Source organism: Pseudomonas fluorescens, assembly GCF_005938625.1.
GTDB lineage: Bacteria > Pseudomonadota > Gammaproteobacteria > Pseudomonadales > Pseudomonadaceae > Aquipseudomonas > Aquipseudomonas fluorescens_BD.
On sequence record NZ_VCNJ01000024.1, the window covers coordinates 225,452 to 250,551 of the forward strand.

At 59.7% G+C, this 25,100-nt stretch carries 21 protein-coding genes; 6 read left to right on the plus strand and 15 right to left on the minus strand.

Features of this window, described 5'->3' with window-relative positions:
* Positions 1-100 precede the first annotated feature (100 nt).
* From FGA82_RS16310 to FGA82_RS16335, 5 genes are all read right to left on the minus strand, one after another.
* A complete protein-coding gene (locus tag FGA82_RS16310; RefSeq protein ID WP_141127831.1) occupies positions 101-2,059 on the minus strand; it encodes a DUF1302 domain-containing protein in 1,959 nt (652 codons plus the stop codon).
* 47 nt (positions 2,060-2,106) lie between these two features.
* Positions 2,107-3,396: a phospholipase gene (locus FGA82_RS16315; protein WP_141127832.1), complete on the minus strand. Its 1,290-nt coding sequence runs from the start codon at positions 3,394-3,396 to the stop codon at positions 2,107-2,109.
* A gap of 229 nt (positions 3,397-3,625) precedes the next feature.
* Positions 3,626-5,194: an FGGY-family carbohydrate kinase gene (locus tag FGA82_RS16325; protein ID WP_141127833.1), complete on the minus strand. Its 1,569-nt coding sequence runs from the start codon at positions 5,192-5,194 to the stop codon at positions 3,626-3,628.
* Between the two features lie 20 nt (positions 5,195-5,214).
* Positions 5,215-6,810, minus strand: a complete 1,596-nt coding sequence (locus FGA82_RS16330) for a glycerol-3-phosphate dehydrogenase/oxidase (RefSeq protein ID WP_141127834.1) — start codon at positions 6,808-6,810, stop codon at positions 5,215-5,217.
* A 5-nt stretch (positions 6,811-6,815) separates the two neighbouring features.
* The gene (locus FGA82_RS16335; protein WP_141127835.1) at positions 6,816-8,411 is read right to left on the minus strand and encodes an FAD-binding oxidoreductase; all 1,596 of its coding nucleotides are present in this window, start codon (positions 8,409-8,411) and stop codon (positions 6,816-6,818) included.
* 211 nt (positions 8,412-8,622) lie between these two features.
* On the opposite strand from FGA82_RS16335, the gene gliR reads away from it, so the two are divergent.
* Both gliR and FGA82_RS16345 read left to right on the plus strand, forming a co-directional pair.
* Positions 8,623-9,639: an AraC family transcriptional regulator GliR gene (gene gliR / locus FGA82_RS16340; protein ID WP_141127836.1), complete on the plus strand. Its 1,017-nt coding sequence runs from the start codon at positions 8,623-8,625 to the stop codon at positions 9,637-9,639.
* A gap of 515 nt (positions 9,640-10,154) precedes the next feature.
* Complete coding sequence (locus FGA82_RS16345) at positions 10,155-10,520, plus strand: DUF6124 family protein (protein WP_095119566.1); 366 nt, start codon at positions 10,155-10,157, stop codon at positions 10,518-10,520.
* 254 nt (positions 10,521-10,774) lie between these two features.
* Here the strand turns inward: FGA82_RS16345 and FGA82_RS16350 are convergent, their stop codons facing one another.
* The 8 genes from FGA82_RS16350 to FGA82_RS16390 form a co-directional block, all read right to left on the minus strand.
* Positions 10,775-11,143, minus strand: a complete 369-nt coding sequence (locus FGA82_RS16350) for a glyoxalase superfamily protein (RefSeq protein WP_141127837.1) — start codon at positions 11,141-11,143, stop codon at positions 10,775-10,777.
* A gap of 198 nt (positions 11,144-11,341) precedes the next feature.
* On the minus strand, positions 11,342-12,799 hold the full coding sequence (locus tag FGA82_RS16355; RefSeq protein WP_141127838.1) for an N-acyl-D-amino-acid deacylase family protein: 1,458 nt from the start codon (positions 12,797-12,799) through the stop codon (positions 11,342-11,344).
* A gap of 1 nt (position 12,800) precedes the next feature.
* Positions 12,801-13,661, minus strand: coding sequence for a MurR/RpiR family transcriptional regulator (locus FGA82_RS16360; protein ID WP_141127839.1), 861 nt, complete (start codon positions 13,659-13,661; stop codon positions 12,801-12,803).
* Positions 13,662-13,677: 16 nt separating this feature from the next.
* A complete protein-coding gene (locus tag FGA82_RS16365) occupies positions 13,678-15,027 on the minus strand; it encodes a GntP family permease (protein ID WP_141127840.1) in 1,350 nt (449 codons plus the stop codon).
* A gap of 661 nt (positions 15,028-15,688) precedes the next feature.
* Positions 15,689-15,997, minus strand: a complete 309-nt coding sequence (locus FGA82_RS16375; RefSeq protein WP_249384250.1) for a Fic family protein — start codon at positions 15,995-15,997, stop codon at positions 15,689-15,691.
* 186 nt (positions 15,998-16,183) lie between these two features.
* Entirely contained in the window at positions 16,184-17,077 is an 894-nt protein-coding gene (locus FGA82_RS16380) for an NAD-dependent epimerase/dehydratase family protein (RefSeq protein ID WP_141127841.1), read from the minus strand.
* 103 nt (positions 17,078-17,180) lie between these two features.
* A complete protein-coding gene (locus FGA82_RS16385) occupies positions 17,181-18,092 on the minus strand; it encodes a LysR family transcriptional regulator (RefSeq protein ID WP_016984263.1) in 912 nt (303 codons plus the stop codon).
* A gap of 124 nt (positions 18,093-18,216) precedes the next feature.
* Entirely contained in the window at positions 18,217-18,807 is a 591-nt protein-coding gene (locus tag FGA82_RS16390; protein WP_141127842.1) for an NAD(P)H-dependent oxidoreductase, read from the minus strand.
* Positions 18,808-18,991: 184 nt separating this feature from the next.
* On the opposite strand from FGA82_RS16390, the gene FGA82_RS16395 reads away from it, so the two are divergent.
* Positions 18,992-19,306 carry a putative quinol monooxygenase gene (locus tag FGA82_RS16395; protein ID WP_141127843.1) on the plus strand — a complete coding sequence of 105 codons (315 nt, stop codon included), beginning with the start codon at positions 18,992-18,994 and terminating at the stop codon, positions 19,304-19,306.
* Here FGA82_RS16395 and FGA82_RS16400 read toward each other — a convergent pair.
* Positions 19,296-20,060: a sulfite exporter TauE/SafE family protein gene (locus FGA82_RS16400; protein ID WP_141127844.1), complete on the minus strand. Its 765-nt coding sequence runs from the start codon at positions 20,058-20,060 to the stop codon at positions 19,296-19,298. The genes FGA82_RS16395 and FGA82_RS16400 overlap by 11 nt on opposite strands.
* A 212-nt stretch (positions 20,061-20,272) precedes the next feature.
* Between FGA82_RS16400 and FGA82_RS16410 the strand changes: the two genes are divergently transcribed.
* The 3 genes from FGA82_RS16410 (at position 20,273) to FGA82_RS16420 (ending at position 22,395) form a co-directional block, all read left to right on the plus strand.
* Entirely contained in the window at positions 20,273-21,154 is an 882-nt protein-coding gene (locus FGA82_RS16410; RefSeq protein WP_141127846.1) for a LysR substrate-binding domain-containing protein, read from the plus strand.
* 55 nt (positions 21,155-21,209) lie between these two features.
* Complete coding sequence (locus FGA82_RS16415; protein WP_141127847.1) at positions 21,210-21,785, plus strand: NAD(P)H-dependent oxidoreductase; 576 nt, start codon at positions 21,210-21,212, stop codon at positions 21,783-21,785.
* Positions 21,786-21,984: 199 nt separating this feature from the next.
* Positions 21,985-22,395 (plus strand): MerR family transcriptional regulator, encoded by a 411-nt coding sequence (locus FGA82_RS16420; protein ID WP_034154373.1) that lies wholly within the window; start codon positions 21,985-21,987, stop codon positions 22,393-22,395.
* Between the two features lie 69 nt (positions 22,396-22,464).
* Here the strand turns inward: FGA82_RS16420 and FGA82_RS16425 are convergent, their stop codons facing one another.
* Complete coding sequence (locus FGA82_RS16425) at positions 22,465-25,080, minus strand: efflux RND transporter permease subunit (protein WP_141127848.1); 2,616 nt, start codon at positions 25,078-25,080, stop codon at positions 22,465-22,467.
* Positions 25,081-25,100: the final 20 nt, after the last annotated feature.

The following is a 25,100-nucleotide window of genomic DNA, read 5'->3' on the forward strand; positions in this document are numbered from 1 at the left end:
TGCTCGCGATAGCGGTGTGTCAGACAACACCTACAGCGACTGAAAATCCGCTATCGCGAGCAGGCTCACTCCTACAAGGGGTGCGCCTGTGGTCTGGGTATCAAAGGAAATACTTGAGGTTGAACCCGACGTTATCGCGGTCGCGAATGCCGTTGTTTTGCCCGCCGCCGTAGAACTCGGTGTATTGCAGTTCCGCTTCGAGCTTGTTCTGGTAGTTGGCCTTGATCCCCAGCGTGTAGGCCTTGCGACCTTCGATGGTGTTGCCGGCCTGATAGCTGTTGCCCTCGAAATCGTCCTTGTAAACGACGTAAGGCGAGACGTTGACCCCGGCATACACATCGTTCCAGGTGCCATTGAGCATCGCCGTGTAACTGTAGGAATTGCGGTTGACCTGATCGTCGCGATCACCGCCGGATACATAGGAATAGTTACCGGTGCCCGCGTAAAAACGACGACTGCCGTCATATGCGGTGTACTGCAGACTACTGCCGCGCAGGTGTTCGGAGGCCAGTTCGAAGATGCCGAACAGCGAGTCGAACGAAGCCGTGGGGCCGAAGTTGTAAATGGTCCCCAGCGAGGTGTTGAACGCTTCCACACGCTCGGCGTTATTGATCTGGCTGTCGAGCGTCACCATCTGCCCGCCGACGTTGATCGACTTGCCGGTCACCGCTGCCGCTGCGCCGTTGGCTAGGTCACCGATCAGATCATTGGTGGCCGCAACGCCGATCGGCAGGTTCGGCCGATAAGCGATTTCACCGAATACCGACGCCTCACCCAACGTGGTGTTGAAGCTGAAGCCGTACATGCGAATATCTTCGGCGTAACGCCGATGCGCCTGGATATTGCCCATCACGTCGGCAGTCGCCAACCCATTGGCCAACGCCCCGGCCTGACTGCCGGCGACACCGGACAACAGATTGGTCAGCGCATCCATGTCGATGCCTTTGTACCCGCCCAGATCCGCCGCGATGGTCGGTTCCTTGGCGTGGTAATTGACCATGTACAAGCCGAACTCGGTGCTGTTCAGCTGTTCGGCGATGTAGCGAAAGGCAAAGCCGAACTGGCCATCGTTGCGCGCGTTGTAGTCCTTGCCGATGCTCGCCACTTTCAGTGTGTTGCCGTAGGCCGGAGTGACGCCGTTGGCGTACAGCCCTGTGCTTTGCAGGGCGGAGTTCAGCAACGGGTTGTTGCCGAGTGCGCTGTACAAACCGATGACGTTGCCAAACCCCGGCACTGGCGTATCAAGCGCTGTGCCGCTGAAGTTGTTGTAACCGGTGTTGCCGCCGTCGGCGAACAGGTCGGTTTGCGAGTAGAAGGTGCCGACCGGATCGATACGGGTTTCCTTCCAGTTGGTCTGGTAAAAACTCTCCATGGTCAGCGAATCGGTCAGGCCGATGTTGAAGCTCAGCGCCTCGACCGGCACCAGCACTTCCTTGACTTCGGCGCCGGGCAAGCGGTACTTGGCGGCGTCCACCGGGTTGGTGGTGTTGATCCCGCCGCGATAGAAAATGCCCTCGCCCCAGTTGAACACCTGACGGCCGACACGCGCCGTCACCGGCATCTGCGCGACGTCCCAACTGCCATGCACATAGGCGTCGAGCATCTCGATGCGGCTGCCGGCGATGTCGCGGGTCTGGCTGGTGAAATGATCGTCCTGCGGATAGCTCTGGCTCGGCTGCGACGGGCTGTTGTTGTCGTAGTAGTCGTTGCGCTTGTCCATCAGTTGCGTGTCGTAGAACGCGGTGCCGCGCACAAACAAACCGTAATTCTGATAGTTGGCTTCAAGCTCGGAGGTGATCTTGTACACCTCGGAAACCAGCCCGGTGTCGAAGTTGCGATTGCCGTCGTTGGTGTTGACATCGTCGTTGGTTTTATCGCGGCCCTGCACCCGCCATAAACGGCCGTAGGACAAGGTCGTGTCGAGGGAGCCGGTGACCTGCTTGTCCATCAGGCTGAACTCCACCGCGTGCGCCGCATCGACTGCGCACAACTGCAGCAGCCCGGCCAGGCCGACACCGGGGAGCGCCGCGCCCGTCAGGCGCAATCGAGAGTTGATCATGTGTTCCTCCTTCCCTGTTTTTTATTGTTGTGGTGTGCGTTGCTGCGTTACGGCGCCAATCCGGCGCTGACGTAAATCCGGCTGTGCGCGCCGAAATGTCCCAGCAACTTGAACAACTGCTGGTTGAGTGCCGGGTGGTCGAAATCTTCGCTATGAAGTTGATTGCCGCTGCTGAAATCACCGCTGACGGGCGCCGTTTCCAGCCACTGCCCGATGGCCTCGTCGAACGCTGCGGAGTCGTTGACCGATTCGGCACTGACCACTTCGCGCAGGTAGTCGACCGAGTACGGTGGGTAGCTTTTGTCCTGAGCCACATCGGCGTAAGCCGCGAGCATCGGATGCGGCTGACCGGCACGCAGCACGCGGCGCAGCCAGGTCGACTGGTACTTCTCCACTTCCATATGCCGTGTGGCGACGCGCTCGATGGAGGCTTGTTTGTCGGCAGCGAAACCGGCGATGGCCTTGCCTTCCAGTAACAAAAGACTGGCGAGGTCGACGCCCGGCAACGGCTTGGCGTGATAAGGCTGGGTCAGGTCCTGAATGTGGTGCAGGCCCCAGCCAAGAAAACGATAGCCCCAGTACGGATGACCGCTGGCAAACGCCAATCGCGCCAGGCCCATGTATTGATATGCGCGCCAGTCCGGCCAACTGCGTTCGAGGAAACCGGCAGCGGCGTAGACCACTGCGCTTTCATGGAAGAAGCCCATGTGGAACGGCGCTTGCGAGCTGTATTGAAAGCGGGCGTCGCCGAACGGTTGCGGACCGAAGCCGTAGCGCGCGCCGACATCGCCGGGGTTGTCGCTGAACAAGTTGATGTCGTGGCCGTAATCCGGTTCGTCGGCGGCGCTGGCGAGCACCGCGAGAGGCGCGACTTTTTCGTGCTCGGCGACAACGATGAAACGCTGGCGATTCCACGGTGACAGGGTTTGTCCGACCATAACTTGATCGGCTTGCAGATGTGCTCGCTCTGGCAGATCTTTGCCGGGCAATGGCTGGATGACCATCGCCAGATGTATATCGGGATTGATGCGCAGTGCCGTGAGGAAGTCGTGGCGCAGATTGTCACTGGGTACCGCTGGCAATTTCAGGTTATCGGGGCGTGGTGGGTATTGCGCGAAGTGCTCGCGGGCGAAGGTTTCCTGCTGCTCCAACAGCGCCAGCACGGCCGGGTATTGCTCAGTGAGAAACTGCTCCAGCGGCTCGACTTCAACCGGTGGCGCATCACGCAACGCCGGCAGATCCTGCAACGCCAGATAGCTGCCGACCGTATGGTTCGACCAGCCCCAAGCGCTCGGGGCCGTTGCACAAAGCAGCAACAGGAGGAAGGTCAGCTTCATTGCTTTTGGTTCTTATTGGAAGTGCCGTGGGGGATGAGCCTAACAACCGTCCCCGCTGGTGACACTGTCCGATCTCACCAGAAAAGTTCTCCGATGGCGCCACATCGAGTCGCAATACGGCCCCTGTAGGAGCTGCCGAAGGCTGCGATCTTTTGACGTTGATCTTGAAAAACAAGATCAAAAGATCGCAGCCTTCGGCAGCTCCTACAGGGGATTTGTGGTGTTCTTTTTAGGCGGGGTAACCGGTGATTTTGCGGATGCTTTGGTACAGCGGTTTGAGTTGGCGGTACATGCGCAGGTAGACGTCTTTGTACAGTTGCTCGTAGATTTTTTGTGCCTCGGGTTGGGGGTGGAAGACCGCGCCTACTCGGGTCATTGCCGCGATGGCCGTGGGGAAATCCACATGCAACCCCAACCCCACCGCACAGCAGATCGCCGCGCCCAGGCCAGACGCTTCATACACATGCGGACGCTCCGCCGGCAGGCCGAAGATATTCGCCGTGAGCTGCATCGCCGCATCACTCTGCGAACCGCCACCGGCCACGCGCAGGCGCTTCACCGAAACCTTTGAACGCCGCTCGATATTCTCCATGCCCTGACGCAACGCATACGCCAGCCCTTCAAGAATCGCCCGGTAAATATGCGCGCGGGTGTGCACATCGCCGAAGCCGATCATCGCGCCCTTCGCTTCCACGCCCGGCTCGCGAATCCCCGGTGACCAATACGGTTGCAGCATCAAGCCCATTGACCCTGGTGGCACCGCATCGACCAGCGCATCGAACAACTGCTCCGGCTCGATACCCTGCTCTTTGGCCTGCTGCATCTCGCGCAAGCCGAACTCGTTTTTGAACCAGCTGACCATCCAGTAACCGCGATAAATCATCACCTCGCAGTTGTACTGATCCGGCACTGCCGAGGGGTACGGCGGAATCAACGGGACGATTTCCAGATAGCGCGAGCGGGTGCTGGTGATCGTTGCCGTGGTGCCGTAAGACAGGCACACCGTGCTCGCATCGACCACGCCGGCACCGACCACTTCGCACGCTTTGTCGGCGCCGGCAGCAATCAGCGGCAAGCCTTCGGGAATGCCCGTATGGCGAGCGGCCTCGGCGGTGATGTAGCCGAGGGTTTCACCGGGTTTGTGCAGGCTCGGCAATTGCTCGGGGCGCACCGCCAGAGCCTGCCATTTCCAGTCACTCGGCGCGGCCCATTTCAGCCGTTTGAAGTCGAACGGCAGGTAGCCAACGCAACAACCCACCGAGTCGACAAAGCGCCCGCACAGTCGATGGGTGAGAAACCCCGAGAGCAGTAAAAACTTGTCCGTCGCCGCCCACACCTCAGGCTGATGCTGAGCGATCCAGTTCGCCTCAGCCTGGGCACGAAAATAATCCACAGTGCCCTGCGCGCCGACCAGTTTGAACAGCCAGCCCCACGGCCCTTTGATCCCGCCTTCGACTTCGTTCTGACGTTGATCGAGCCACAGAATCGCCGGACGTAATGACTTGCCCTCAGCATCGACGTTGATCACCGTGCCGCGCTGCGTGGTCAGCGACACCCCGGCAATCTGCGAGCGATCAATCCCGGTCTGTGCCCAGACCTGCTGACATGCCTCGCCCAATTTCGCCCAGTAATACTCCGGATCCTGCTCGGCCCAGCCCGGTTGCGTCGAGTAATACGCCTGCAGTTCGACCTTGCCTTTGCCGAGCAGATTGCCCTGCAAATCGAAGAGCAACGCACGCACGCTCTGGGTGCCGTTGTCGATGGCCAGCAGGTAACGCTTGTTCGGGTGGTTATCCATGGAGCTCTCTTCAAGGGGCATCAAGGCGTGGCATCCGGCAAACCGTGATGGCGTTGCCACAACGCCCGATAACGCTGAATTTCTTGCTGCCAGTATTCGTCGCTCCAGCCCAGTCGTGGCTGGCAGAGTTTACGGATTGCGGTGAAATAATCTTCGCCACCGTGAGGCAGCAGCAGGCCAAGACGCGTGCGGCGCAACAGCAGATCGTCGAGGTGCAGAACCATTTCCGCTTCGCAGGCGAAGGCCAGTTCCGCCCACAAGGTGTCCGTGGCGCCGACCGTTTCGTGGCCGATGTCTTTGATCAGCTGCGCCAGCTTCGGCAGGTTGCGGCCATGCCGTCCGGCCAAGCGTCGCCATTGATGGTTGCTCAATTCTGCAATCGGCAGCGCAGGTACGGCAGCAAACACCGGCGCGGCGTCATCGACGAAGGGACGATCGAGCATGTCCGCGCAGGCCTTGAGCACTTCGATGGCTTGCGGGCGAAACGTGGTCAGTTTGCCGCCGGCCAGGGTCACGCAACCGGGCTCCTGCCACAGCACATGTTCACGGGTTTCGTTCGACGGTTTGTCTTGATGATCGCCCGCCGCGCTGCCCACCACCGGACGAACCCCGGACCATGTCGACAACACATCATTAGCCGTCACTTCTGCGCCGGGAAATTGTTGCATGCAGGCGGCAAGCAGATAGTCGAGTTCTTCGCCGCTGATGCTCGCGCTCTGATCGAGATCTTCGCGATGATCGAGATCCGTGGTGCCGACCACCGTCGCGGCCTCCCACGGAAAAACGAACACCGGACGGCGGTCGCGTTCATGCAAAAACGTAAACGCCTGCGCCACCGGCAAACGCCAACCCGGCAGCAATAAATGACTGCCACGCAACGGCCGCAATTGCCGTGGTGCCTCAGTCGGCCGCAAGCGTTCAGCCCACGCGCCAGTCGCCACGGCGAGCACGCCACAGCGCAATTGCAGGGTCGCGCCGGCCTCGCAGTCTTCGATCTGAACGCCGCACACTCGACCGTTTTCTCGCAGCAAATGCTCGACGCGGACGCCATTGACCACGACCGCGCCATCCGCTCGCGCCTCGCTCAACACGCGCATCACCAGTCGCGCGTCATCCGTCAGCGCATCGACAAAACTGGTGCCGCCGAGCAAATCACTTTCCTTCACGCCCGGCGCCAGATATCGAAGCTGTTGTGCATCATGAAAACGATGGCTGCGCCTTCCGGCCAAAGCATCGTAGACGCTCAACAAACCACCCAGCACCCGAGGCCCGGGAAAGCCGCCGCGATAGTGCGGCATCATGAAACTCATCGGCTCGACCAGCCCCGGCGCTTCGTCGAGCAAGCGCTGACGTTCGCGCACCGAATCGCGGGTCAGACGCCACTGGCCCTTGGCGATGTAACGCAAGCCGCCATGGACCATTTTCGACGATCGACTGGAGGTGCCCCAGGCAAAGTCGCGCTGTTCCAGCAGCAGGCAGCGCCAGCCTCGACGCGCTGCTTCACGCAGGATGCCAGCGCCGCTAATGCCGCCACCGATGACGATCAGATCCCAGGTTTCGTCCGCCAGAGTCGGCAAAATCTGCTGGCGCCACGCGGCGTTCCAGTCCTGACTCATGGCCGTCACTCCGGCAGCAGCGTGCCGGGGTTGAGGCGCCCGGCCGGATCGAAGTGTTTGCTCAACGCCTGCAAAGTATCCATCGCCAGTGCGCCCTTCTCGCGCAACAGGTACGGTGCGTGATCCTTGCCGACGCCATGCTGGTGACTGATGGTGCCGTGGTTGTCGACAATGGTCTGGCTGGCCGCATGTTTGAGCGCTTTCCAGCGCGCGAGCGTCGCCGGATAGTCAGCCGCCGGGCGAAACACGTAAGTGGTGTAGATGCTCGAACCTTCACCGTAGACATGGGACAAATGGGTGAACACATGCACGCGTTCGCCCTCGGCGGCCAAGGCCTCGCGCAGGCTGTTTTCGATGAGGTTGAGCAGGTGGTCGACATTGCTCCAATCGGTGGCAGTTTCGAGGGTGTCGACCACGTAACCGGCGTTCCACAGGTTCTCGCGCAGGTAAGGGAAACGGAAACGGTTCTGCGCCCATTTCTTGCCGAGCAGGGTGCCGGTGAATACGCCGCCGAAGGCCTTCAGATGTTGCCGCGCCTGGGTCAGCGACAGTGCGTTTTGTCGACGATTGCCGGTGACGCCGAAGGTCAGCAGGCATTTGCCCTCTGCCGCTCCCCTTAGCTTCAGGTACTTTTCCAGCCAGGCGATTTGTTGCGGATGACCGGCCAGCGCCAGTTGTGTTTCGGTTTCCACGGCGTTGGATAATCGCAGCATCGACAGCGGTACGCGCGCCTGAGCCAATTGGCGGATGGCGCTGAGTGCCTGCGGCCAGTCGGGTAGAAACACACCGTAGAAACGTTCATCGGCAGGTAGCGCGCTGACCCGCACCTTGACCTCGGAAATAATCCCGAAACGGCCCTCGCAACCGAGCACTACTTCGCGCAGATCAGGGCCGGCAGCCGAAGCCGGGAAAGTTGGAATTTCCAAAGGCCCGGCAAAGGTTTCCAAGGTTCCGCCCGCAAACAATTGCTCAATCCGACCATAGCGCAACGACTGCTGACCGCTGGAACGGCTGGCCACCCAACCGCCCAGCGTCGACAGCTCCCACGACTGCGGAAAATGCCCCAGCGTGTAGCCTTTCGCACGCAACTGACTTTCCACCTGCGGGCCACTCGCACCGGGGCCGAACGTTGCCAGCAGGCTCTGTTCATCGAGGTCGATCAGGCGATTCATTCGCGCCAGTGACACTGTCACTACTGGCCGCGTCGAATCCGGCGGATTGATGTGCCCGGCCACCGATGTGCCGCCGCCATACGGGATCAGGCACAGGTCCTGCTCGTGAGCCAGCGCCAGCAATTGGCGAATGTGTTCAGCGGTCTCGGGAAACGCCACGGCATCGGGATAATTGCCCAAAACACCTTCGCGCAACGCCAGCCAGTCCGGCAGGCTCTGGCCCCGGGCATGCAGCAAGCGGTCATGGGCATCGACGCTGTACAACGCGTGCGCAGGCAATCGCGAGGCCGGCACGCGGGCCAATGCCGCTTCAAGCGTGGCATCGGGCAGCGCGCGACCCTCGCCCAATCGCTCATGAAGAAACTCCGCGCCCTGGGCCGGCAGTTCGACCACCGTGGTTGCATCTCCCCAGCCGTTCCAGCGTCGCATGCGTGTGTCCTTTTTTGCCGTCAGATCAGTGATATTTCAGGCCCCCATACTAGCCAGCGGCCGCAAAGTGTCACGGTCGCATCCGGCCAGTTCGTGTAGCCAATTGAGTCAAACGTCGCGCAAGCGTCAGCCATTTACTTTAGTCGTGGTTTCAAATTACCTTTCAGGCTATTCGTCCGCTTCCGCCGCCATTGATCAAAGGAATGGGATCATGCAATCGCTCGGCTTCACCTCGGTTCCGCCGCTGCTCAAATACCTGCGCCACGCCGAACAACTGGGTATGGATATCGAGCCGGCGTTGGCGGCGGCGGGTTTGCACGCGCAGCAGCTGAGCGACAACACCCTGCGTTTGCCCGGTGAGGCGCATGAGCGGCTGCTGGATTTTTTTTGCGAGCACTCGGGGGATCCGTTGTTCGGACTTAACGCGGCGAATTTCGTCCTGCCCAATTCGTGGAGCGTGCTCGGTTACATCACCATGAACTGCGCGACGCTGGGTGATGCGATGAGCCGGATCATGCCGTTCGAGAAACTGGTCGGCGACATGGGCGTCAGTCGCGCCGAGGTGCAGGATGGCCATGTTCATCTGATCTGGACCTGTCGTTATCAGCGTCCGCGGATTCGTCGGCATCTGGTGGAGAACGTGCTGGGATCATGGCTGCAATATGCACGCTGGATCGCCGATACACAGATGTCGCCGGCCGCTGTCTGGCTTGAACATTCATGCCCCGCCGAGGCTACGTCGGCGCAGTACGAGGCGTTTTTCGATTGCCCGGTGTTGTTCGATCAGCCGTATTCGGCGCTGGTCGTGCCGCTGGCGTATTTGCAGTTGCCGTTGCGCCAGGCCGATGCGCAGTTGCTGCGCACCCTGGAAGAACATGCGTTGGGGTTGATGGCGACGCTGGAGGATGCGTCGCTTGCGCAGCAGGTGAAAAACATTCTGCGGCAGTTGCTCAAGGAAGGCTTGCCACGCAAGGAGCAGGTGGCCGAACAGCTGAGCGTGTCGGTGCGAACGTTGCAGCGGCAGTTGCATCAGGCGGGGACGTCGTATCAGCAGATTCTCGATGATTTGCGTCAGGAACTGGCTGAGCATTATTTGCTCAACAGTACGCTGCCGATTCAGGACATTGCGCAATATCTGGGGTTTACCGAACCGAGGTCGTTTCATCGCACGTTCAAGAGTCGGCGGGGGATGCCGCCGGGGGAGTTTCGGCAGATGCATCGCGGGTGACTGGATTGGCCCCATCGCGAGCAGGCTCACTCCTACATTGATCTTCAGTGAACGCAGATTCCGTGTCCGGCAGAATCCCCTGTAGGAGTGAGCCTGCTCGCGATGACGCCAGTCGCCGCACCGGTATCCGACAAGCAAATCCTCAAACTCTGTAGCGCAATAAACCCCTCAACCCACCGCCGTTTAAAGACACTCAGTGTTACGCGCAAGAGCCTACAAATCCTTGCGCCACTGCCTACGCATGTACCAGAATCCGCCGGCTTGTGCGCCCTGAGCATGCTGCGTAACTTCAATCGGGTCACTGATTCCCAGTGTTCGGGTTTAGTAGCCCGGAGGTAACTCCGCTGGTCGTACATTCATCACAGGTACTCGCGTATCTGAGCTTGATGGTGGCTGTACGCAGGGCGCTTCGGCGCGCCGGCTTAGCTGAGTTCCCCGGTCTACTAACCTGCGTACAGCTGCCACCCTTTCGTTTAGTAGCCAAAGGGTGGCCGCTCAACAAAGGGAACACAGCTATGTTCAAGATAACGCCAAACCCGCCGGTCACCGACCCGGCCTCCCCCTACGAATCCGCCGATTCAAAGAAATTCCACGAAGCCGCCGAGCGCGCGCTCGACCACTATCTCGGTCCGACGAACGCCGACCTCATGGCCACGCCCTACACCCCCAACACGCTGTACATGGCCAACCCCAACGCCGACACCGAATCCCTGCTGGCCGACGCCAGCGAAACCCTGGGTTCGGCGACGGTCATGCTCAACAACCATGCTGCGCAGGTTGAAGGCACACACCGCAAGACACTGCAGGGTATTGCGCAAGTGGTGATGGTGGCGGAAATGGCCGTCAATCGCGTGTTGGACAGGTTAGTGCCGACCGAGTAACGAAAAAGCCCGCGATCCCAACTGTGATGGTTGAGTGGCGGGCTTCTTTTTGCGGTGTGCCATTTTCCCCTCACCCCAGCCCTCTCCCGGAGGGAGAGGGGGCCGAACGGGGGATATTGATTAGATACGCCGACCTGAAAGTGCTGCCGTGAATCCATAATCGCTGCAGATCTTTCAGGTCGGTGCATAGCGTCAGACAACTCGGTCAGTCCCCTCTCCCTTTGGGAGAGGGTTAGGGTGAGGGGCTTTTCGCTTCAGAGACAAATCGCGTTGGTAAACACCAACCGATTGCCAAACGGATCGACGATGGTCATGTCCTGGCTCCCCCAAGGCATCGCCTGAATCCCCGGGTGCGAGAACTTGTAATCCTTGGCCTCCAACTGCTGCTGAAACGCCTCCAGCTCATCGGTCTCGATACGCAGCGCCGAACCCGGGCACGCATCGCCATGATGCTCGGACAAATGCAGCACACACTCGCCACGTGACACCTGCAGATACAACGGAAAATTCGCCTCGAAGCGATGCTGCCAGTCGACCTTGAAACCGAGGAAGTCGACGTAAAACTCGACAGCTTTGGCTTCATCGAAGATCCGCAGGATCGGGGTGGTTTTGCCGAAGCTCATGGGGTGCTCCCTGACTGATTGGCCCCACAGTGTAGACGGGGTGGATGTCAGCAATTCGGCTTGGGCTGGCGTTTCTTTAATCGCACAGTGCCACTATGAGACACAGTTCAAAAGATCGCAGCCTTCGGCAGCTCCTACAGAAGGTTGCATTCCCATGTAGGAACTGCCGAAGGCTGCGATCTTTTGACGTCAGCAGAATCACTCAAACCCGTCGCGTAAATTCCCATCGCGCGCGAGAAACCGCCCTTCCCTGCAACCATTCGCCTGCCCGTCGCGATAGCTCAGAACACCGTTGATCCAAACACCGTCGATGCCCAACGCCGCACGTTGCGGGTCGTGAAAGTCGGCCACATCACGCACAGTCATCGGGTCGAACAACACCAGATCCGCCCAATATCCCTCACGAATCTCACCTCTTTCCTTCAAACCAAATCGCGCCGCCGACAACCCGGTCATCTTGTGCACGGCGGTGTGCAGCGGAAACAATCCGACATCACGACTGAAATGCCCCAACACCCGTGGGAAAGCGCCCCACAGGCGTGGATGCGGGAACGGGTCTTCCGGCAGTCCGTCAGACCCGACCATCGATAACGGATGGGCGAGGATCCTTCGTACATCCGCCTCATCCATGCCGTAGTAAACCGCGCCCGCTGGTTGCAGGCGTTTGGCGGCGTCGAGCAGCGGCATGCTCCATTCGGCGGCAATGTCGATCAGGTCGCGGCCGCTGACCTCGGGGTGCGGCGTCGACCAGGTGATGGTGATGCGATGCGCATCGGTGACCTGCTTCAAATCCAGCGTCGAAGAACTCGCCGCATATGGGTAGCAATCGCAACCGACCGGGTGAGTTTTGGCGGCTTCTTCCAACGACGCGAGCAATTGCGGACTGCGCCCCCAGTTACCCACGCCGGCGCATTTGAGGTGGGAAATGATCACTGGCGATTTGGCGTGACGGCCAATCTGAAACGCCTCGTCCATCGCCTCCAGCACCGGCGCGAATTCACTGCGCAAATGCGTGGTGTACACCGCGCCGAATGCCGTCAGTTCTTCGGTCAGTTGCATCACTTCATCGGTGGAGGCGTTGTAGGCGCTGGCGTACGCCAGACCTGTGGATAAACCCAACGCACCGGCCTCAAGGCTTTCACGCAATTGCTCGCGCATCGCAGTGACTTCTTCCGGGGTCGCGGTGCGGAACAGGTCATCCAGATGATTACTGCGCAGCGCCGTGTGGCCGATCAGTGCGGCGACGTTCAGCGTGGTGTTCGCCGCTTCGACTGCCGCGCGGTAATCGCTGAAACGGGGATAAACGAACGCCGCCGCTGTACCGAGCAGGTTCATCGGATCCGGCGGATTGCCCTTCAAACTGACGGGCGAGGCGCTGATCCCGCAGTTGCCGACAATCACTGTGGTCACGCCTTGGCTGAGTTTTGGCAGCATCTCTGGCTGACGAATCACCACCGTGTCGTCGTGGGTGTGCACGTCGATAAAACCCGGCGCCAGCACGCGGCCGGCGGCGTCGATTTCTTCGGTCGCCGTGGCGTCGGACAAATCGCCGATGCGCTCGATACGGCCATCGCGGATGGCCACGTCGGCCTGGTAGCCGGGCGTGTTGCTGCCGTCGATGATCAGGGCATTGCGAATCAGGGTGTCGTACAACATGTCAGTCTCCCAGCGGCAGGTGATCGTCGCCGCCACGGTATTCATCGAGCGCCAGTTTGATCCGCCGCAGACGTTCTTGATTGTCTTCAGGATTGGCCAGCGCCAGCTCGGTGGCGAGCACGTCGATGGCGAGCAGCATGCCGTAGCGCGCCGCCGTCGGTTTGTAGATGAAGGAGGTTTCCGCACCTTGCAGCGGCAGGACGATCTCGGCCAGTTCCGCCAGCGGCGAGTCGGCGCGGGTGATGGCGAGAATGCGTGCGCCGTAGTTGCGCGCCAGTTCGACAGTCTCAAGCAATTCCGGGGTGATGCCGGTCAGCGAACAGACAATGACCACCTGTTCGGCGTTCAGGCTGGCGGCGGTGACGCGCATCATCACCGCGTCATGACACACCGCAATCGGGTAGCCGAGACGTACCAGGCGCACTTGCAACTCATCACTGCAAAGCGTCGAGCAACCGCCCATGCCGAAGGCGTGAATCATCCGTGCCTGGCCGAGCAATTTCACCGCATCGGCGAAGCGTGACTCATCGAAATCGGCCAGATGCTGGCGCAGCGTGGTTTCTATGTCGCCGACGATCTGGCCGTAGAACGCCGACTGTTCAGGCGTGCCCGCCGGGTCGAGAAAGCGGCTGCCAACGCCGCTGGCCTGAGCCAGTTGCAGACGCAGATCACGCAGGTCGCGACAGCCGACGGTGCGGGCGAAACGCGACAGCGTGGCGGTGCTGACTTCGGCGCGTTGCGCGAGGTCTTCGAGGCTGGCGCTGGCGGCGAAACCGACATCGTCGAGCATCAGGCGGGCGATACGGCCTTCGCCGGCGCTGAAGGAATCCTGACGGGCGCGGATCTGGTAGAGGATGTCCATGGGCGGCGGGCTCCGGTTACAGCAAGTAAGAAAGGCCGACGGTCAGGCCGAACGCGACTACCGAGATCAGCGTCTCAAGCACGGTCCAGGTCTTGAACGTCTGCGCGACCGTCATGTTGAAGTATTCCTTGATCAACCAGAAGCCGCCGTCGTTGACGTGGGAAAAGATAACCGAGCCAGCGCCAGTCGCCAGCACCAACAGTTCAGGGTGTGGATAACCCAGACCAATGGCCACCGGCGCGACCACGCCGGACGCGGTGGTCATGGCCACGGTCGCCGACCCCGTGGCGATGCGCATCAGCGCAGCAAACAACCACCCCATGATCAGCGGCGACAGGTGAAATTCATGAGCGAGGCCGACGATCTGATCGGTGACGCCCGCGTCGACCAGAATGCGGTTCAAGCCACCGCCAGCACCGACCAGCAAGGTGATACTGGCGGTAGGTGCCAGACATTCGTTGGTGAATTTTAGAATCGATTCGCGGTTGAAACCTTGGGCGATGCCCAGCGTCCAGAAACTCAGCAAGGTCGCCAGCAGCAGCGCAATCACCGAGTTGCCGATGAACAGCAGGAACTGGCTGAAACCGCTGCTCGGCGTGGAAATCAGGTTGGCCCAACCGCCGATCAGCATCAACACCACCGGCAACAGAATGGTCGCCATGGTGATGCCGAAACCCGGCAGTTTGTCGCGCGGTTCGCGGTCGAGGAATTGTTTTTCCAGCGGGTTATCCGCCGGCAATTGAATGCGCGGCACGATGAATTTGGCGTACAGCGGGCCGGCAATGATTGCCGTTGGAATGCCGATGGCAATCGCGTAGAGCAAGGTCTGCCCGACCGACGCCTGATAGGCCTGCACCGCGAGCATCGCCGCCGGGTGCGGCGGCACCAGCGCATGCACCACCGACAGGCCGGCGACCATCGGCAACCCGACCATCAGAATCGACACACCCACGCGCCGCGCCACGGTGAATGCAATCGGCACCAGCAAGACGAAACCGACCTCGAAGAACAGCGGCAGCCCGACCAGAAACGCGATGCAAACCATCGCCCAATGCGCGTTTTTCTCACCAAACTTGTCGATCAGCGTGCGCGCCAACTGCTCGGCGCCGCCGGACTCGGCCATCATCTTGCCGAGCATCGTCCCCAGCGCGACCACCAGCGCAATATGCCCCAGCGTCTTGCCCACCCCGGCCTCATATGCCCCCACCACACCCGACGGCGGCATCCCCGCGACCAGCGCCAGGCCGATGGAAATCAGGGTGATGACGATGAACGGATTGAGCCGGTAACGGGCGATCAACACGATCAGCGCGATGATGGCAACGGCGGCATACACCAGCAGCCAATAGCCGAAGGAAGGCGTCATGCGGTACTCCTCGAAAGGGTCACGTTCGAATGGGTTGTGAAACTCATAAATCATTTCGAGATCGAGATTTCAAACCGCATGAAAGTAATTTTCGTGGAGAGGTAAGGGATGTCGCTAACAGATATGTTTTGTCGTGATTAATGAAACTCGCGGTGTGGGATTTACATACTTATGCAGCCAAAGCAAAACCCCTGTAGGAGTGAGCCTGCTCGCGATTGCGCCATGTCAGTCAATATCATCATTGGCTGAATGACCGCTATCGCGAGCAGGCTCACTCCTACAGTTTGATTGCACTGCGTCAGGTGCAACGCGGATAACCTGTGGGAGCTGGCTTGCCAGCGATGACGGCTGCACATTCAACTTAGATGCTGACTGGTGAACCGCTATCGCTGGCAAGCCAGCTCCCACAGGTTCGCGTCCAACCCTACGTTGTGTTTCTCTAAGCCAGCCAAGCGCTATACTCGCCTTACAAATTCCGTAGAGTCCCCGCCATGACCTCCGCGCGTCGCACCAGAAAAAAACTGACAGCCGATACTCTGATCCGCGCAATCGCCAGCTCGACAGCCATAGAGACGGGCCAAAGTGTCGAGGCAATTGAGCGCAAACTCAAAGTCAGATCCAGTAAGTTTCTAAATTTGTCCCTGGCCAAGTAGCGTCGACCTCAAGTCCACAACGCCTGTCGTACCCAATACTCCATGGGTTCGTAGTTGCAGTTCAGCCCCTGACTGATTGCTGCAAAATAAGCCTCTTTGTTTCGTTCCCAACTGCTGTAATCCAGCGGCACGTAGCCCGCCTGCACGGCCATGACATCCGCCAATAATCGCGACAAGCGCCCATTACCTTCGCGAAAGGGATGAATAAGGATGAACTCCACGTGCGTTACAGCGATGGCGCGAATCAGGTTCTCGTCCAGTTCGGGCCTGCACGGTGTGTATTTGGCAAGACAGTCCCTTTCAAATCCATCGAGCAACCGAGGGATTTGCCTTTGCCCCTTCTGCGTCGTAACGGTTAATCATCCCTGTACCTGCTGAATTGGCGATGTTCAGAGCACCATAGGTCTGGCGCAATACAAGCGCAAAGCCTGAAACGAAAACGGCCGCCCGATGGCAGCCGTTCTGAAGGGTGATAGCAAAGCCCGGCGGGGCTCAAACACCCATCACACCATTTCGTTACGAATCCATTCAACCACTGACGTGCGTTTCGGCGCCCAGCCCAGCAGTTCACGCGCATGTTTGCCGCGCACTCGGCTGTTGGAGCCGAGGCCATAGTTGGCCATTTCGTAGCCCCATTCGGCTTCGGCGTCTTTCAATGGCCAGTCTTGCGGTTGGCCCAGGTTCAGCGCTTGGGCCATGGCAGTGGTCATGTCGATGAATGACGCTTCGCCGCTTTCAACGAAGTAGAACGTGCCCGGAACGTTTTTGGTCAGTGCCAGCAGGTAGAGGGCGACGACGTCTTCGATGTGCACGTTGGACCAGATGTTCTGGCCTGTGCCGACGTGGCGTACCACGCCGCTTTTGCGCGCTTGCTTGAGCAATCGCGGCAGTTGCACGCTGTCGCGATTGACGCCCAGGCTGTGGCCGTAAATCAGCGTGTTGCAGATGACGGCGGAATTCACGCCGTCCTTCGCCGCCGCGAGGATCAAGTTGTCGATGGCCACACGCGCCGCTTTGTCGACGGTCGGCTCTGGCAGGTTGTCCTCAAAGTAGATGACATCGCTGGATTTACCGCCGGAGGCATCGCCAACGATGCTCGAACCGCTGGTGTGCAGGAACACTTTGTTCGAACCGCGCAAGGCATCGAGCAAGGCTTCGACCGCGCCGCGATGGTCGCTGCTGGCGGCGTTGATCACCGCATCGGCAGCGCGGGCCTGTTCAACGAGTAGCGCTTTGTCATCGAGGGTGCCGATGACCGGGGTAATGCCGAGTGCTTTCAGCTCAGCCGCCTGTTCGGCGCTGCGCACCAGGCCGGTGACTTTATGCCCGGCCTGAACCAGACCGGTAGCGATCGAGCCGCCAATAAAACCGGCAGCGCCGGTGACGAATACGTTCATGGAGTAACTCCCTGCGTGAGTAAGTGATAGGACGAGTATCTGCCCCTGAGCTGGAGGGAAAAACCCGCCATCACCCAATTCACTCTTGCGCAGAGGTCACGAATCAGCCCTTGAAATCGGCGCTGGCGTAGGCGGCGAGTTTGCTCTGGATGAAGTCGAGGAAGCACTGAATGCGCAACGCCAATTGCGAGTTACGGTAGTACACCGCGTTGATCGGCTGGCGATAACCGCTGTTGAATTCGCCGAGCAGGACTTTCAAACGGCCGGCACGGATGTCGTCGATGGTCATGAAGTGCGACAGGCAAGCGATGCCCTGCCCTTCCAGCGCCAGATGACGCACGGTCTCGCCGCTGGAGGCGCTGATCGCCGGGGTGATTGGCCAGCGGTCGCCGTGCACGTAGCGCAGCGGCCATTGGTTGAGGCCTTCGTTCTGGGTGAAGCCAAGCAAGGTGTGTTCGCTCAGATCGGCGACTTGCTGCGGCGCGCCATGTTTTTCCAGGTAGGCGGGGCTGGCGACGATCAGCAGCGGACTGCAGCCGAGCGAGCGCGCGTGCAGCGTCGAGTCAGCGAGAGTGCCGATACGGATGGCTACGTCGGTGCTTTGTTCCAGCAGGTCAATGATCAGGTCGTTACTGTTGAGTTCGAGCTGGATGTCCGGATAGAGCCGACGGAATTCGTCGATGTACGGGACCACTGCGTGGAGCATAAACGGCGATGCAGCGTTGATCCGCAGGCGCCCGGACGGGGTTTGCTGGCGCGAGGACAGGCGTTCTTCGAGTTGTTCCATCTGATCGAGAATCAGCTTGGCCTGCTCGAAGAAATATTTGCCCTCTTCGGTCAGATCCATACGCCGCGTGGTGCGGTTGATCAGCGTGGTGTCGAGCTTGGCTTCCAGCTTCGACAACGTGCGGCTGACCGCCGACGGCGTTTGCCCGACTTGCTCGGCGGCGGCGGAAATCGAACCGCATTCGATCACGCAGACGAAAATCTGCAACTCATCGGATCTGGCTTTCACGGGTGTCCTCTTTGAAATCGCCAAGATCGCAGCCTTCGGCAGCTCCTACATGGAAATGGGTTCCTGTAGGAGCTGCCGAAGGCTGCGATCTTTTGCTGTTACCACCGATAGTAGCTTGAAACACTCAAGCCTTGAGGCCAAACACCTCGGTCAAATGCTGCTCATAACGCGCCACATCAGCCTCGATATTCGGCCGCTTCATCACGTCGACACAGAGGAACGTCGGCAACCCGGTCATACCGAGAAACTCGTTGGCCTTGTGGAATGGGAAGTACACCGCGTCGACACCTTTGGCCTCAAAGAAATCAGTCGGGTCATCAAAGGCCTGCTGCGGGGCATTCCAGGTCAGCGACAGCATGTATTGTTTGCCCTGAATCAGGCCACCGCTGCCGTACTTCTGCGACGCATCGGAACGGGTGCGGCCATCGCTGGCGTAAAGGCTGCCGTGGCCCTCGGTGAAGACTTCGTCGAGGTACTTTTTCACCGTCCACGGCGCGCCCATCCACCAGCCGGGCATCTGATAAATGATCACGTCGGCCCAGAGGAATTTGGCCACTTCTTCGGCAACGTCGTAGCCCTCGTCGATAAGGGTGGTTTTGACGTTGACACCGCCGCGATCCAACACGCTCAGTGCAGCTTCGTGCAGGGTGGTGTTGTAACGACCGTCAGAGTGGGCGAATTTTTTACCGCCATTGAGCAACAGCACTTTTTTCATGAGAAAGCCTCGGCGCAGCCATTGGGCTGGATGGAGAAGGGAAACTGGAATGGCGGCAGATTAACGATCCGCCTCGCGCGGAATAAGCCGGATTTGCGCAAAATACATTTGAGTAAAAAGCACGAATCGAACGCCGATTATTGCCATAGCATTCTTGGCCATCTGCATTTGAGGAGTTGTTGCGATGAGTGAACGCCAGGGTTTTATCCTGCACGCCAAGACCCGCCCGGAAAAAGCCGAAGCCTTCGAGACGCTGTTTCGCGCCTATGTTGAGCCGAGTCGCGCCGAGCACGGCTGCATCGAATACCACATGTTGCGCGACAAGGAAGACCCGACGCTGTTTATCTTCTACGAGATCTGGGCGTCGCAAGCGCACCTGGATGTGCATTCGAATCTGCCGCACATGAAGGCGTTTTTTGAACGGCGCATGGATTATCTGGAGCGTGATTTTGATATCCGCCAGATCGAAATGCTCAGCGAAGCCTCGGCTAACCGCTGATCAACAAATGGGCGCCGAGTGCGCCCAGACCGATAAAGAACACCCGCTTGAACAGCACGGCGCTGATGCGTTCGCGCAGCCATTGACCAAGCAACATGCCGAGAATGGCCGGGATCAGCGCCAGCAGCGAAGCGCTTAGTTCGCCGCCACCGAGGGCGCCACGCCAGAGCAATCCAGCGGCCAGCGCCAACGTCGAAACGGTGAAAGACAGGCCCAGCGCCTGCACCAGTTGATCGCGATTCAAGCCCAGCGCTTGCAGGTACGGCACCGCTGGAATCACGAAGACGCCGGTGGCCGAGGTGATGACCCCGGTGATCAAACCGCACGCCGGACCCAGCCAGCCTTCATGGCGTGGATTGACGCTCAGCGTTGGCAGAAACAAACCAGTCAACGCATAGAGCAACAGGGCCGCGCCGAGCCCGCGCACCACCCAATGCCCGCCCGTCATGCCGATCGACAACGTGCCGATAGCGGTGCCGAGGAAGATCATCAGCAACATTGGCCACAGGCGTTTGATCAGTACTTTCAAATGGCCGCCGAAGGCCAGTTGCCAGACATTGGTCAGGGTTGCCGGGATGATCAGCAAAGCGGCTGCCTGCGACGGTGCCATAGCCAGACCGAGCAAGCCCATGGCGACGGTGGGCAGGCCGAGGCCGATCACGCCTTTGATCAGGCCGGCGAGAATGAAGGTCGCGATAACCAACAAGGACAGGGCCAGACCGAGGTGCTGGTAGAAATCTGTGAGTGTGTTCATGGCGCTACTGTGCGCCAGTCGGAGTTGGCTGAAAATCTGCCATATACTGAGGCTGCCTCTCCCCTGGCAAGAGGCTGATATATTTTTGAGGCTTCTGGCTTCATCGCGAGCAGGCTCACTCCTACAGGTTTTGCGTCGCCACAGATCCCATGTAGGAGTGAGCCTGCTCGCGATGAGGCCAGCCGAGACACCAGAACTTTCAGAGGCTGCCCATGCACTTCGACCTCACCGACCTGCGCCTCTACCTGCACATCCTCGACACCGGCAACATCACCGCCGGCGCCGCCCGCAGCCATTTATCCCTGGCCGCCGCCAGCGCCAGAATCCGCGCCATGGAAGCCTCACTCGGCACCGACTTTCTCGAGCGCGGTCGCCGTGGCGTCACGCCGACGCCGGCCGGCAAGGCCCTCGCCCAGCATGCGCGCATCCTCCTGCAACAGGCCGAACGCCTGCAGCAGGATCTGGCCGACTATGCCCAAGGCGTCAAAGGTCAGGTGCGCTTGCTGTGCAACACCACGGCGATCACTGAATACCTGCCGGAAGTACTCGCGGACTTCCTGCGCGATCACCCCAATCTCGACATCGATTTGCAGGAATTACCCAGCGCGCGCATCACTCACGCCTTGCGTCAGGGCGCGGCGGACCTCGGGATCGTCTCCGATGCGGTAGACACCCACGGTCTACAGACCCGGCCCTTTCGCGACGATCCATTGGTGCTGGTCCTGCCCCCTGACCATGTTTTGGCGAGTCAGGCGTCGCTGACGTTTGGTGAAACCCTGGCGCACGACTACGTGGCGCTTGGTAGCCACAGCGCGCTGGCGATTCACCTGGAGGAACAAGCGCTGCACATCGGCCAGCGCATGTCGATCCGGATCCGCGCCGATGGCTTCGAGGGGGTCATGCGCATGGTGGCGCGAGGTGCGGGGCTGGCCATCGTGCCCAAGGTGGCCATCGAGCGCTGGGCGGCGGTGCACTCGATAACGTGCCGGCCGCTGGACGAAGTCTGGGCCCATCGCACTCTGCAACTGTGCGCACGGGACTTCGACCGCCTGCCCGGTTACGCCCGAGCCTTGTTTGATGCGCTGGTGCCTTGACTCTACCGCTAGGGGCAGACTCTATCCTGTGCGCTTCATTTCAGGAGTACACACAATGAGCAAACGAATGCTCGTGATACTGGGTCACCCCTCCACCGACAGCTTCTGCGGGGCATTGAGTGACACCTACGTTCAGGCCGCCAAGGACGCCGGGCATGACGTGCGGCTGCTGCGGCTGGATGCGCTGGAGTTCGACCCGGTCCTGCACGAAGGCTACAACAAGGTGCAGCCACTGGAACCGGACCTGCTGCAAGCCCAGGCCGATATCACCTGGGCCGAACACCTGACATTCGTCTATCCGATCTGGTGGGGCGGGATTCCGGCGCTGTTGAAAGGCTTCGTCGACCGGATTTTCCTGCCGGGTTTCGCCTTCAAATACCGCGAAGGCAAAGCCTTCCCCGATAAGTTGCTCAAGGGCCGCACCGCGCATTTGCTGGTGACCATGGACACGCCGTACTGGTACTACAAATGGATCTACGGCATGCCGGGGCTGAATCAGATGCGCAAGACCACGCTGGAATTCTGCGGCATCAAGCCACTGAAGACGCTGACCTTCGGGCCGATCCTAGGCTCCAAGCCAAACCAGCGCGATGCCTGGCTGGAACAGGCGCGCGTGACCGCCGCCGTCTAAGGTTTTCCAGCCGCCTCAACTGACGGCGCACCCGCCGCCGTCAGTGCCTCCTCGGGTTCCCTTCATGAGCCCGTCCGTCGCCTGTGCACGTCATTTACGCGCAGTTGCAATTTTCTGATGGTATTGGACATATAATCGCCGCCGATCCGGCATGACGCCTGATCGCGCTACGCTATGTTTGATCATCGAGACGGACCTTATGTATATCGGCAAAGCCGCCCAACTGTCGGGCACCACAGTCAAAAGCATTCGCCATTACGAAGAAATCGGCCTGTTGCCCGAGCCCAAGCGTGAAGGCAAATACCGCATCTACAGCCAGCAAAGTGTCGAGGTGTTGACGTTCATCAAGTGCGCCCAGCAACTGGGCTTCAAGCTCAAAGAGCTGCAGGTGATCCTCAACAACTACCGCGGCGACGAATTCCCGTGGGACATGGCGCAACGAGCCATTGCCGAAAAAAAAGCCGAACTGGTGACCCAGATCGGCGATTTGCAGCAATTGCATGATGGCCTCGAGGCGTTTGAACACAACCTCAACGACGCACGCCAGGAATGTCAGTTCGAACGCATCGCCCGTTATGGCGAAAAAAATCCGGTCAATACACTGAACTGAAAACCCTGCTGCGCCGCATGAGCGGACTCGCCTGCCGCCTCAGGGCAGGCGTGCCCGCGCGTTGGCGGATCAGCCCGGCACCGTCTCCCCCTCTGTGCGCAGTGCTGGGGCCGGCGCATGCACCGGCGCAATCGCCGCAAAGAACCACGGCGATACCAGCGTCACCAGCACAATGGTCATGACCCCGCTGGAAAACAGCGCCATCGCCACCAGTGCGCCGAGATCGACAATCGGCTTGAAGTCGGAAAACAGCAGCGCCATGAAGCCCACGGAGAAGATCACCACGTTGATAACCGTCGAACGGCCAACGCTGTGCATCGCCTGCAAAATAGCCGCGTCGATCTCAATGCCTTGCTGCACCAGCAACTTGATCCGCGACAGCAGGTGCACCGCGTAATCCACCACGCCGACCACCAGGAACGTCACCAGCGTCGTGCCGATGTTCAGCTCGATACCGAACAGGAACATGAAGCCGTAGACCGTCACCGACGTGGTCAGCAAGGTCAACATGCCCAGCACCCCGAGGCGGACCGATTTGAGCCAGTACATCATCATCAGCGTGACGACCAGCAAGGCCAGGGAAAAACTCAGCACCTGGCCTTGAGTGATTTCCTGCAGTACCCCCGTCCAGATCAACGGCGTGCCGGCGTGGGTCACTTCCAGGTTGGCCGGTTTGTTGATCAGCAACCAGGCATCGAGGCGGTCGAGCATGCCCTGATAGTCGCTAGCGACCGACGAGGTCATGGTGTAGAGGGTCAAGGCCTTGGAAAAGTCCGCATTGAGCACGTTGTTCAGGTCCGAACCGCCACCGTTCTCGAACAGCATCACATGCTGCTCGATCAGCGAATTGCCCGGCACCTCAAAACGCTCAATCTGCCCGTCGTCATTGACTGATGTGACCTTCTCCACAGCATTCGGCACCCGCAGATACTCCGGGTTCATGTCGTTGAGCACCAGATTCATGCGCTTGACGTACGTGGCCAGGGAATAGCCGTAACTGACATTCGGCTGCTGTTTGATGAAGTGGTCGAGCTTGTCAATGAACTGCACCACTTCGGTGGTTAGCACGCCGCGCGGCTCTTTGCTGTCGATCGCGATCCAGCCGGGCGCAGTGCCCGCCACTTTGGCGTGGTTGATGAACTGATCGGACACGCGAATGTGGCTTTCCGGCTTGAAGTAGGCGATGCCGGAGTCTTCGATATCGACGCGGAAGGTGAACACGGTGGCCAGCGCCAGCAACGGCAGCATGACCAGCAGGATCGGTTTGCGAAAGCGGATCATCCAGGCACAGAACGCGACCAGATACCGCGAGATGATCGACTCCTTGTGCACCTCAGCCTTGGCCTGCTGCGGCTGATCCTTGCCCCAGATGGAAATCCACGCCGGAATCAGCAACAGCGAAATGATCAGCGCCGCGGTCAGGCCGATCGACATGAACACGCCGAAATTGCGAATGCTGACAATGTTGTTGGTGGTGGAAATCATGAACGTGGCGATGGTCGTCACGGTCGTCAACACCACCGGCACTACCATCAAACGCTGGGTTTCGCGGTTGGCCTCGCGATTGCTCTTGCCAGCATTTTTCTGCTCGTAATACTCAGCCATCACGTGGATCGCATCGGAACAGCAAATGGTGAACAGAAAGACCGGCAGCACACTGGTCAGCAGGTCGAACGGCACCCGCAACAGCGCCATCAGGCCCAAGGTCCAGATGGTGCAGAACAGAATATTGAACAGCGGCAGCAGCACGCCCAGCGGTTTGCGGAAGAAGAAGATCAGCAGCAAGGTAATCAGCAGAAACACGATCGGGAACAACACCGCCAGGTCGTGATCGATGATTTCCTGCTGCGCGGCGATGAAGATCGGCATGCCGGCGATGAAGATTTCGTCCTTGTACTCCGGGTGTTCAGCCTGATATTGCGCGACGATGCCGCGCACAATCTGATAAGCCCGCAGTTGCGCCTGAGCGTCGTCCTGCTTGGTGCCGAGCTCAGCCACCAGCATCGCGACTTTCTTGTCCTTGGACACCACCCCGTCGACCATCAATTCGTTGCCCATTATCTGCGACTCGACCACTGCCGGGTCCATGTCATAGGCATTCAGGGTTTTGTGGATCAACAGCTCACCGTCGTCGGTCAGGACGATGTTTTCCAGGTCGCCCATCGAGGCCATTTCGCGGATCGGGTTGATCCGCTCGGCGAGAAAGGACAGGAACAGCTGATCATGGGAATCCCAGTTCTGGCTCTGGGCATGATCACGCAAGGCCTTGGCGTTGGCGTAATCGTTCTGCGAAAAGCCACCCTCGAGAATGTCCCGGGTCAACAACTGCGCACGGCTGTCGTCTGGATGGCGGGCGACGATTTGCGCCAACTGCTCCTTGTCGGCATCGTTGGCCAGAATCATCTTGCGCACCGACTGCGACATCGAAAACAGCGCGTTGAGCGTGTTTTTGTTGAACACCGTTTGCGGATTGTTCAGCGCCACCATCACCGAGTCGAACGTGCCGGTGAACTCACCCTGCAAATCGATGATGGTCTTGCGCGCCGGGTGGCTTTCCTTGAGCAGGTAAGGGTTGGTGTCGGACACCAGCGCGCCCAGCGTATAAGTGAAATACGCGGTGATTGCCACCAGCAGGAAAACAATCGCCCGCGCATAGCGCTCGACGAAATTCAGATATCTTTCCATGATCATGCGGTTCCAGGTGG

Excerpts from the sequence above, each read along its gene's own strand:
- FGA82_RS16310 (WP_141127831.1), bottom strand. The coding sequence starts at position 2,059 with ATGATCAACTCTCGATTGCGCCTGACGGGCGCGGCGCTCCCCGGTGTC.
- FGA82_RS16315 (WP_141127832.1), bottom strand. The coding sequence starts at position 3,396 with ATGAAGCTGACCTTCCTCCTGTTGCTGCTTTGTGCAACGGCCCCGAGC.
- FGA82_RS16325 (WP_141127833.1), bottom strand. The coding sequence starts at position 5,194 with ATGGATAACCACCCGAACAAGCGTTACCTGCTGGCCATCGACAACGGC.
- FGA82_RS16330 (WP_141127834.1), bottom strand. The coding sequence starts at position 6,810 with ATGAGTCAGGACTGGAACGCCGCGTGGCGCCAGCAGATTTTGCCGACT.
- FGA82_RS16335 (WP_141127835.1), bottom strand. The coding sequence starts at position 8,411 with ATGCGACGCTGGAACGGCTGGGGAGATGCAACCACGGTGGTCGAACTG.
- gliR (WP_141127836.1), top strand. The coding sequence starts at position 8,623 with ATGCAATCGCTCGGCTTCACCTCGGTTCCGCCGCTGCTCAAATACCTG.
- FGA82_RS16345 (WP_095119566.1), top strand. The coding sequence starts at position 10,155 with ATGTTCAAGATAACGCCAAACCCGCCGGTCACCGACCCGGCCTCCCCC.
- FGA82_RS16350 (WP_141127837.1), bottom strand. The coding sequence starts at position 11,143 with ATGAGCTTCGGCAAAACCACCCCGATCCTGCGGATCTTCGATGAAGCC.
- FGA82_RS16355 (WP_141127838.1), bottom strand. The coding sequence starts at position 12,799 with ATGTTGTACGACACCCTGATTCGCAATGCCCTGATCATCGACGGCAGC.
- FGA82_RS16360 (WP_141127839.1), bottom strand. The coding sequence starts at position 13,661 with ATGGACATCCTCTACCAGATCCGCGCCCGTCAGGATTCCTTCAGCGCC.
- FGA82_RS16365 (WP_141127840.1), bottom strand. The coding sequence starts at position 15,027 with ATGACGCCTTCCTTCGGCTATTGGCTGCTGGTGTATGCCGCCGTTGCC.
- FGA82_RS16380 (WP_141127841.1), bottom strand. The coding sequence starts at position 17,077 with ATGAACGTATTCGTCACCGGCGCTGCCGGTTTTATTGGCGGCTCGATC.
- FGA82_RS16390 (WP_141127842.1), bottom strand. The coding sequence starts at position 18,807 with ATGAAAAAAGTGCTGTTGCTCAATGGCGGTAAAAAATTCGCCCACTCT.
- FGA82_RS16395 (WP_141127843.1), top strand. The coding sequence starts at position 18,992 with ATGAGTGAACGCCAGGGTTTTATCCTGCACGCCAAGACCCGCCCGGAA.
- FGA82_RS16400 (WP_141127844.1), bottom strand. The coding sequence starts at position 20,060 with ATGAACACACTCACAGATTTCTACCAGCACCTCGGTCTGGCCCTGTCC.
- FGA82_RS16410 (WP_141127846.1), top strand. The coding sequence starts at position 20,273 with ATGCACTTCGACCTCACCGACCTGCGCCTCTACCTGCACATCCTCGAC.
- FGA82_RS16415 (WP_141127847.1), top strand. The coding sequence starts at position 21,210 with ATGAGCAAACGAATGCTCGTGATACTGGGTCACCCCTCCACCGACAGC.
- FGA82_RS16420 (WP_034154373.1), top strand. The coding sequence starts at position 21,985 with ATGTATATCGGCAAAGCCGCCCAACTGTCGGGCACCACAGTCAAAAGC.
- FGA82_RS16425 (WP_141127848.1), bottom strand. The coding sequence starts at position 25,080 with ATGGAAAGATATCTGAATTTCGTCGAGCGCTATGCGCGGGCGATTGTT.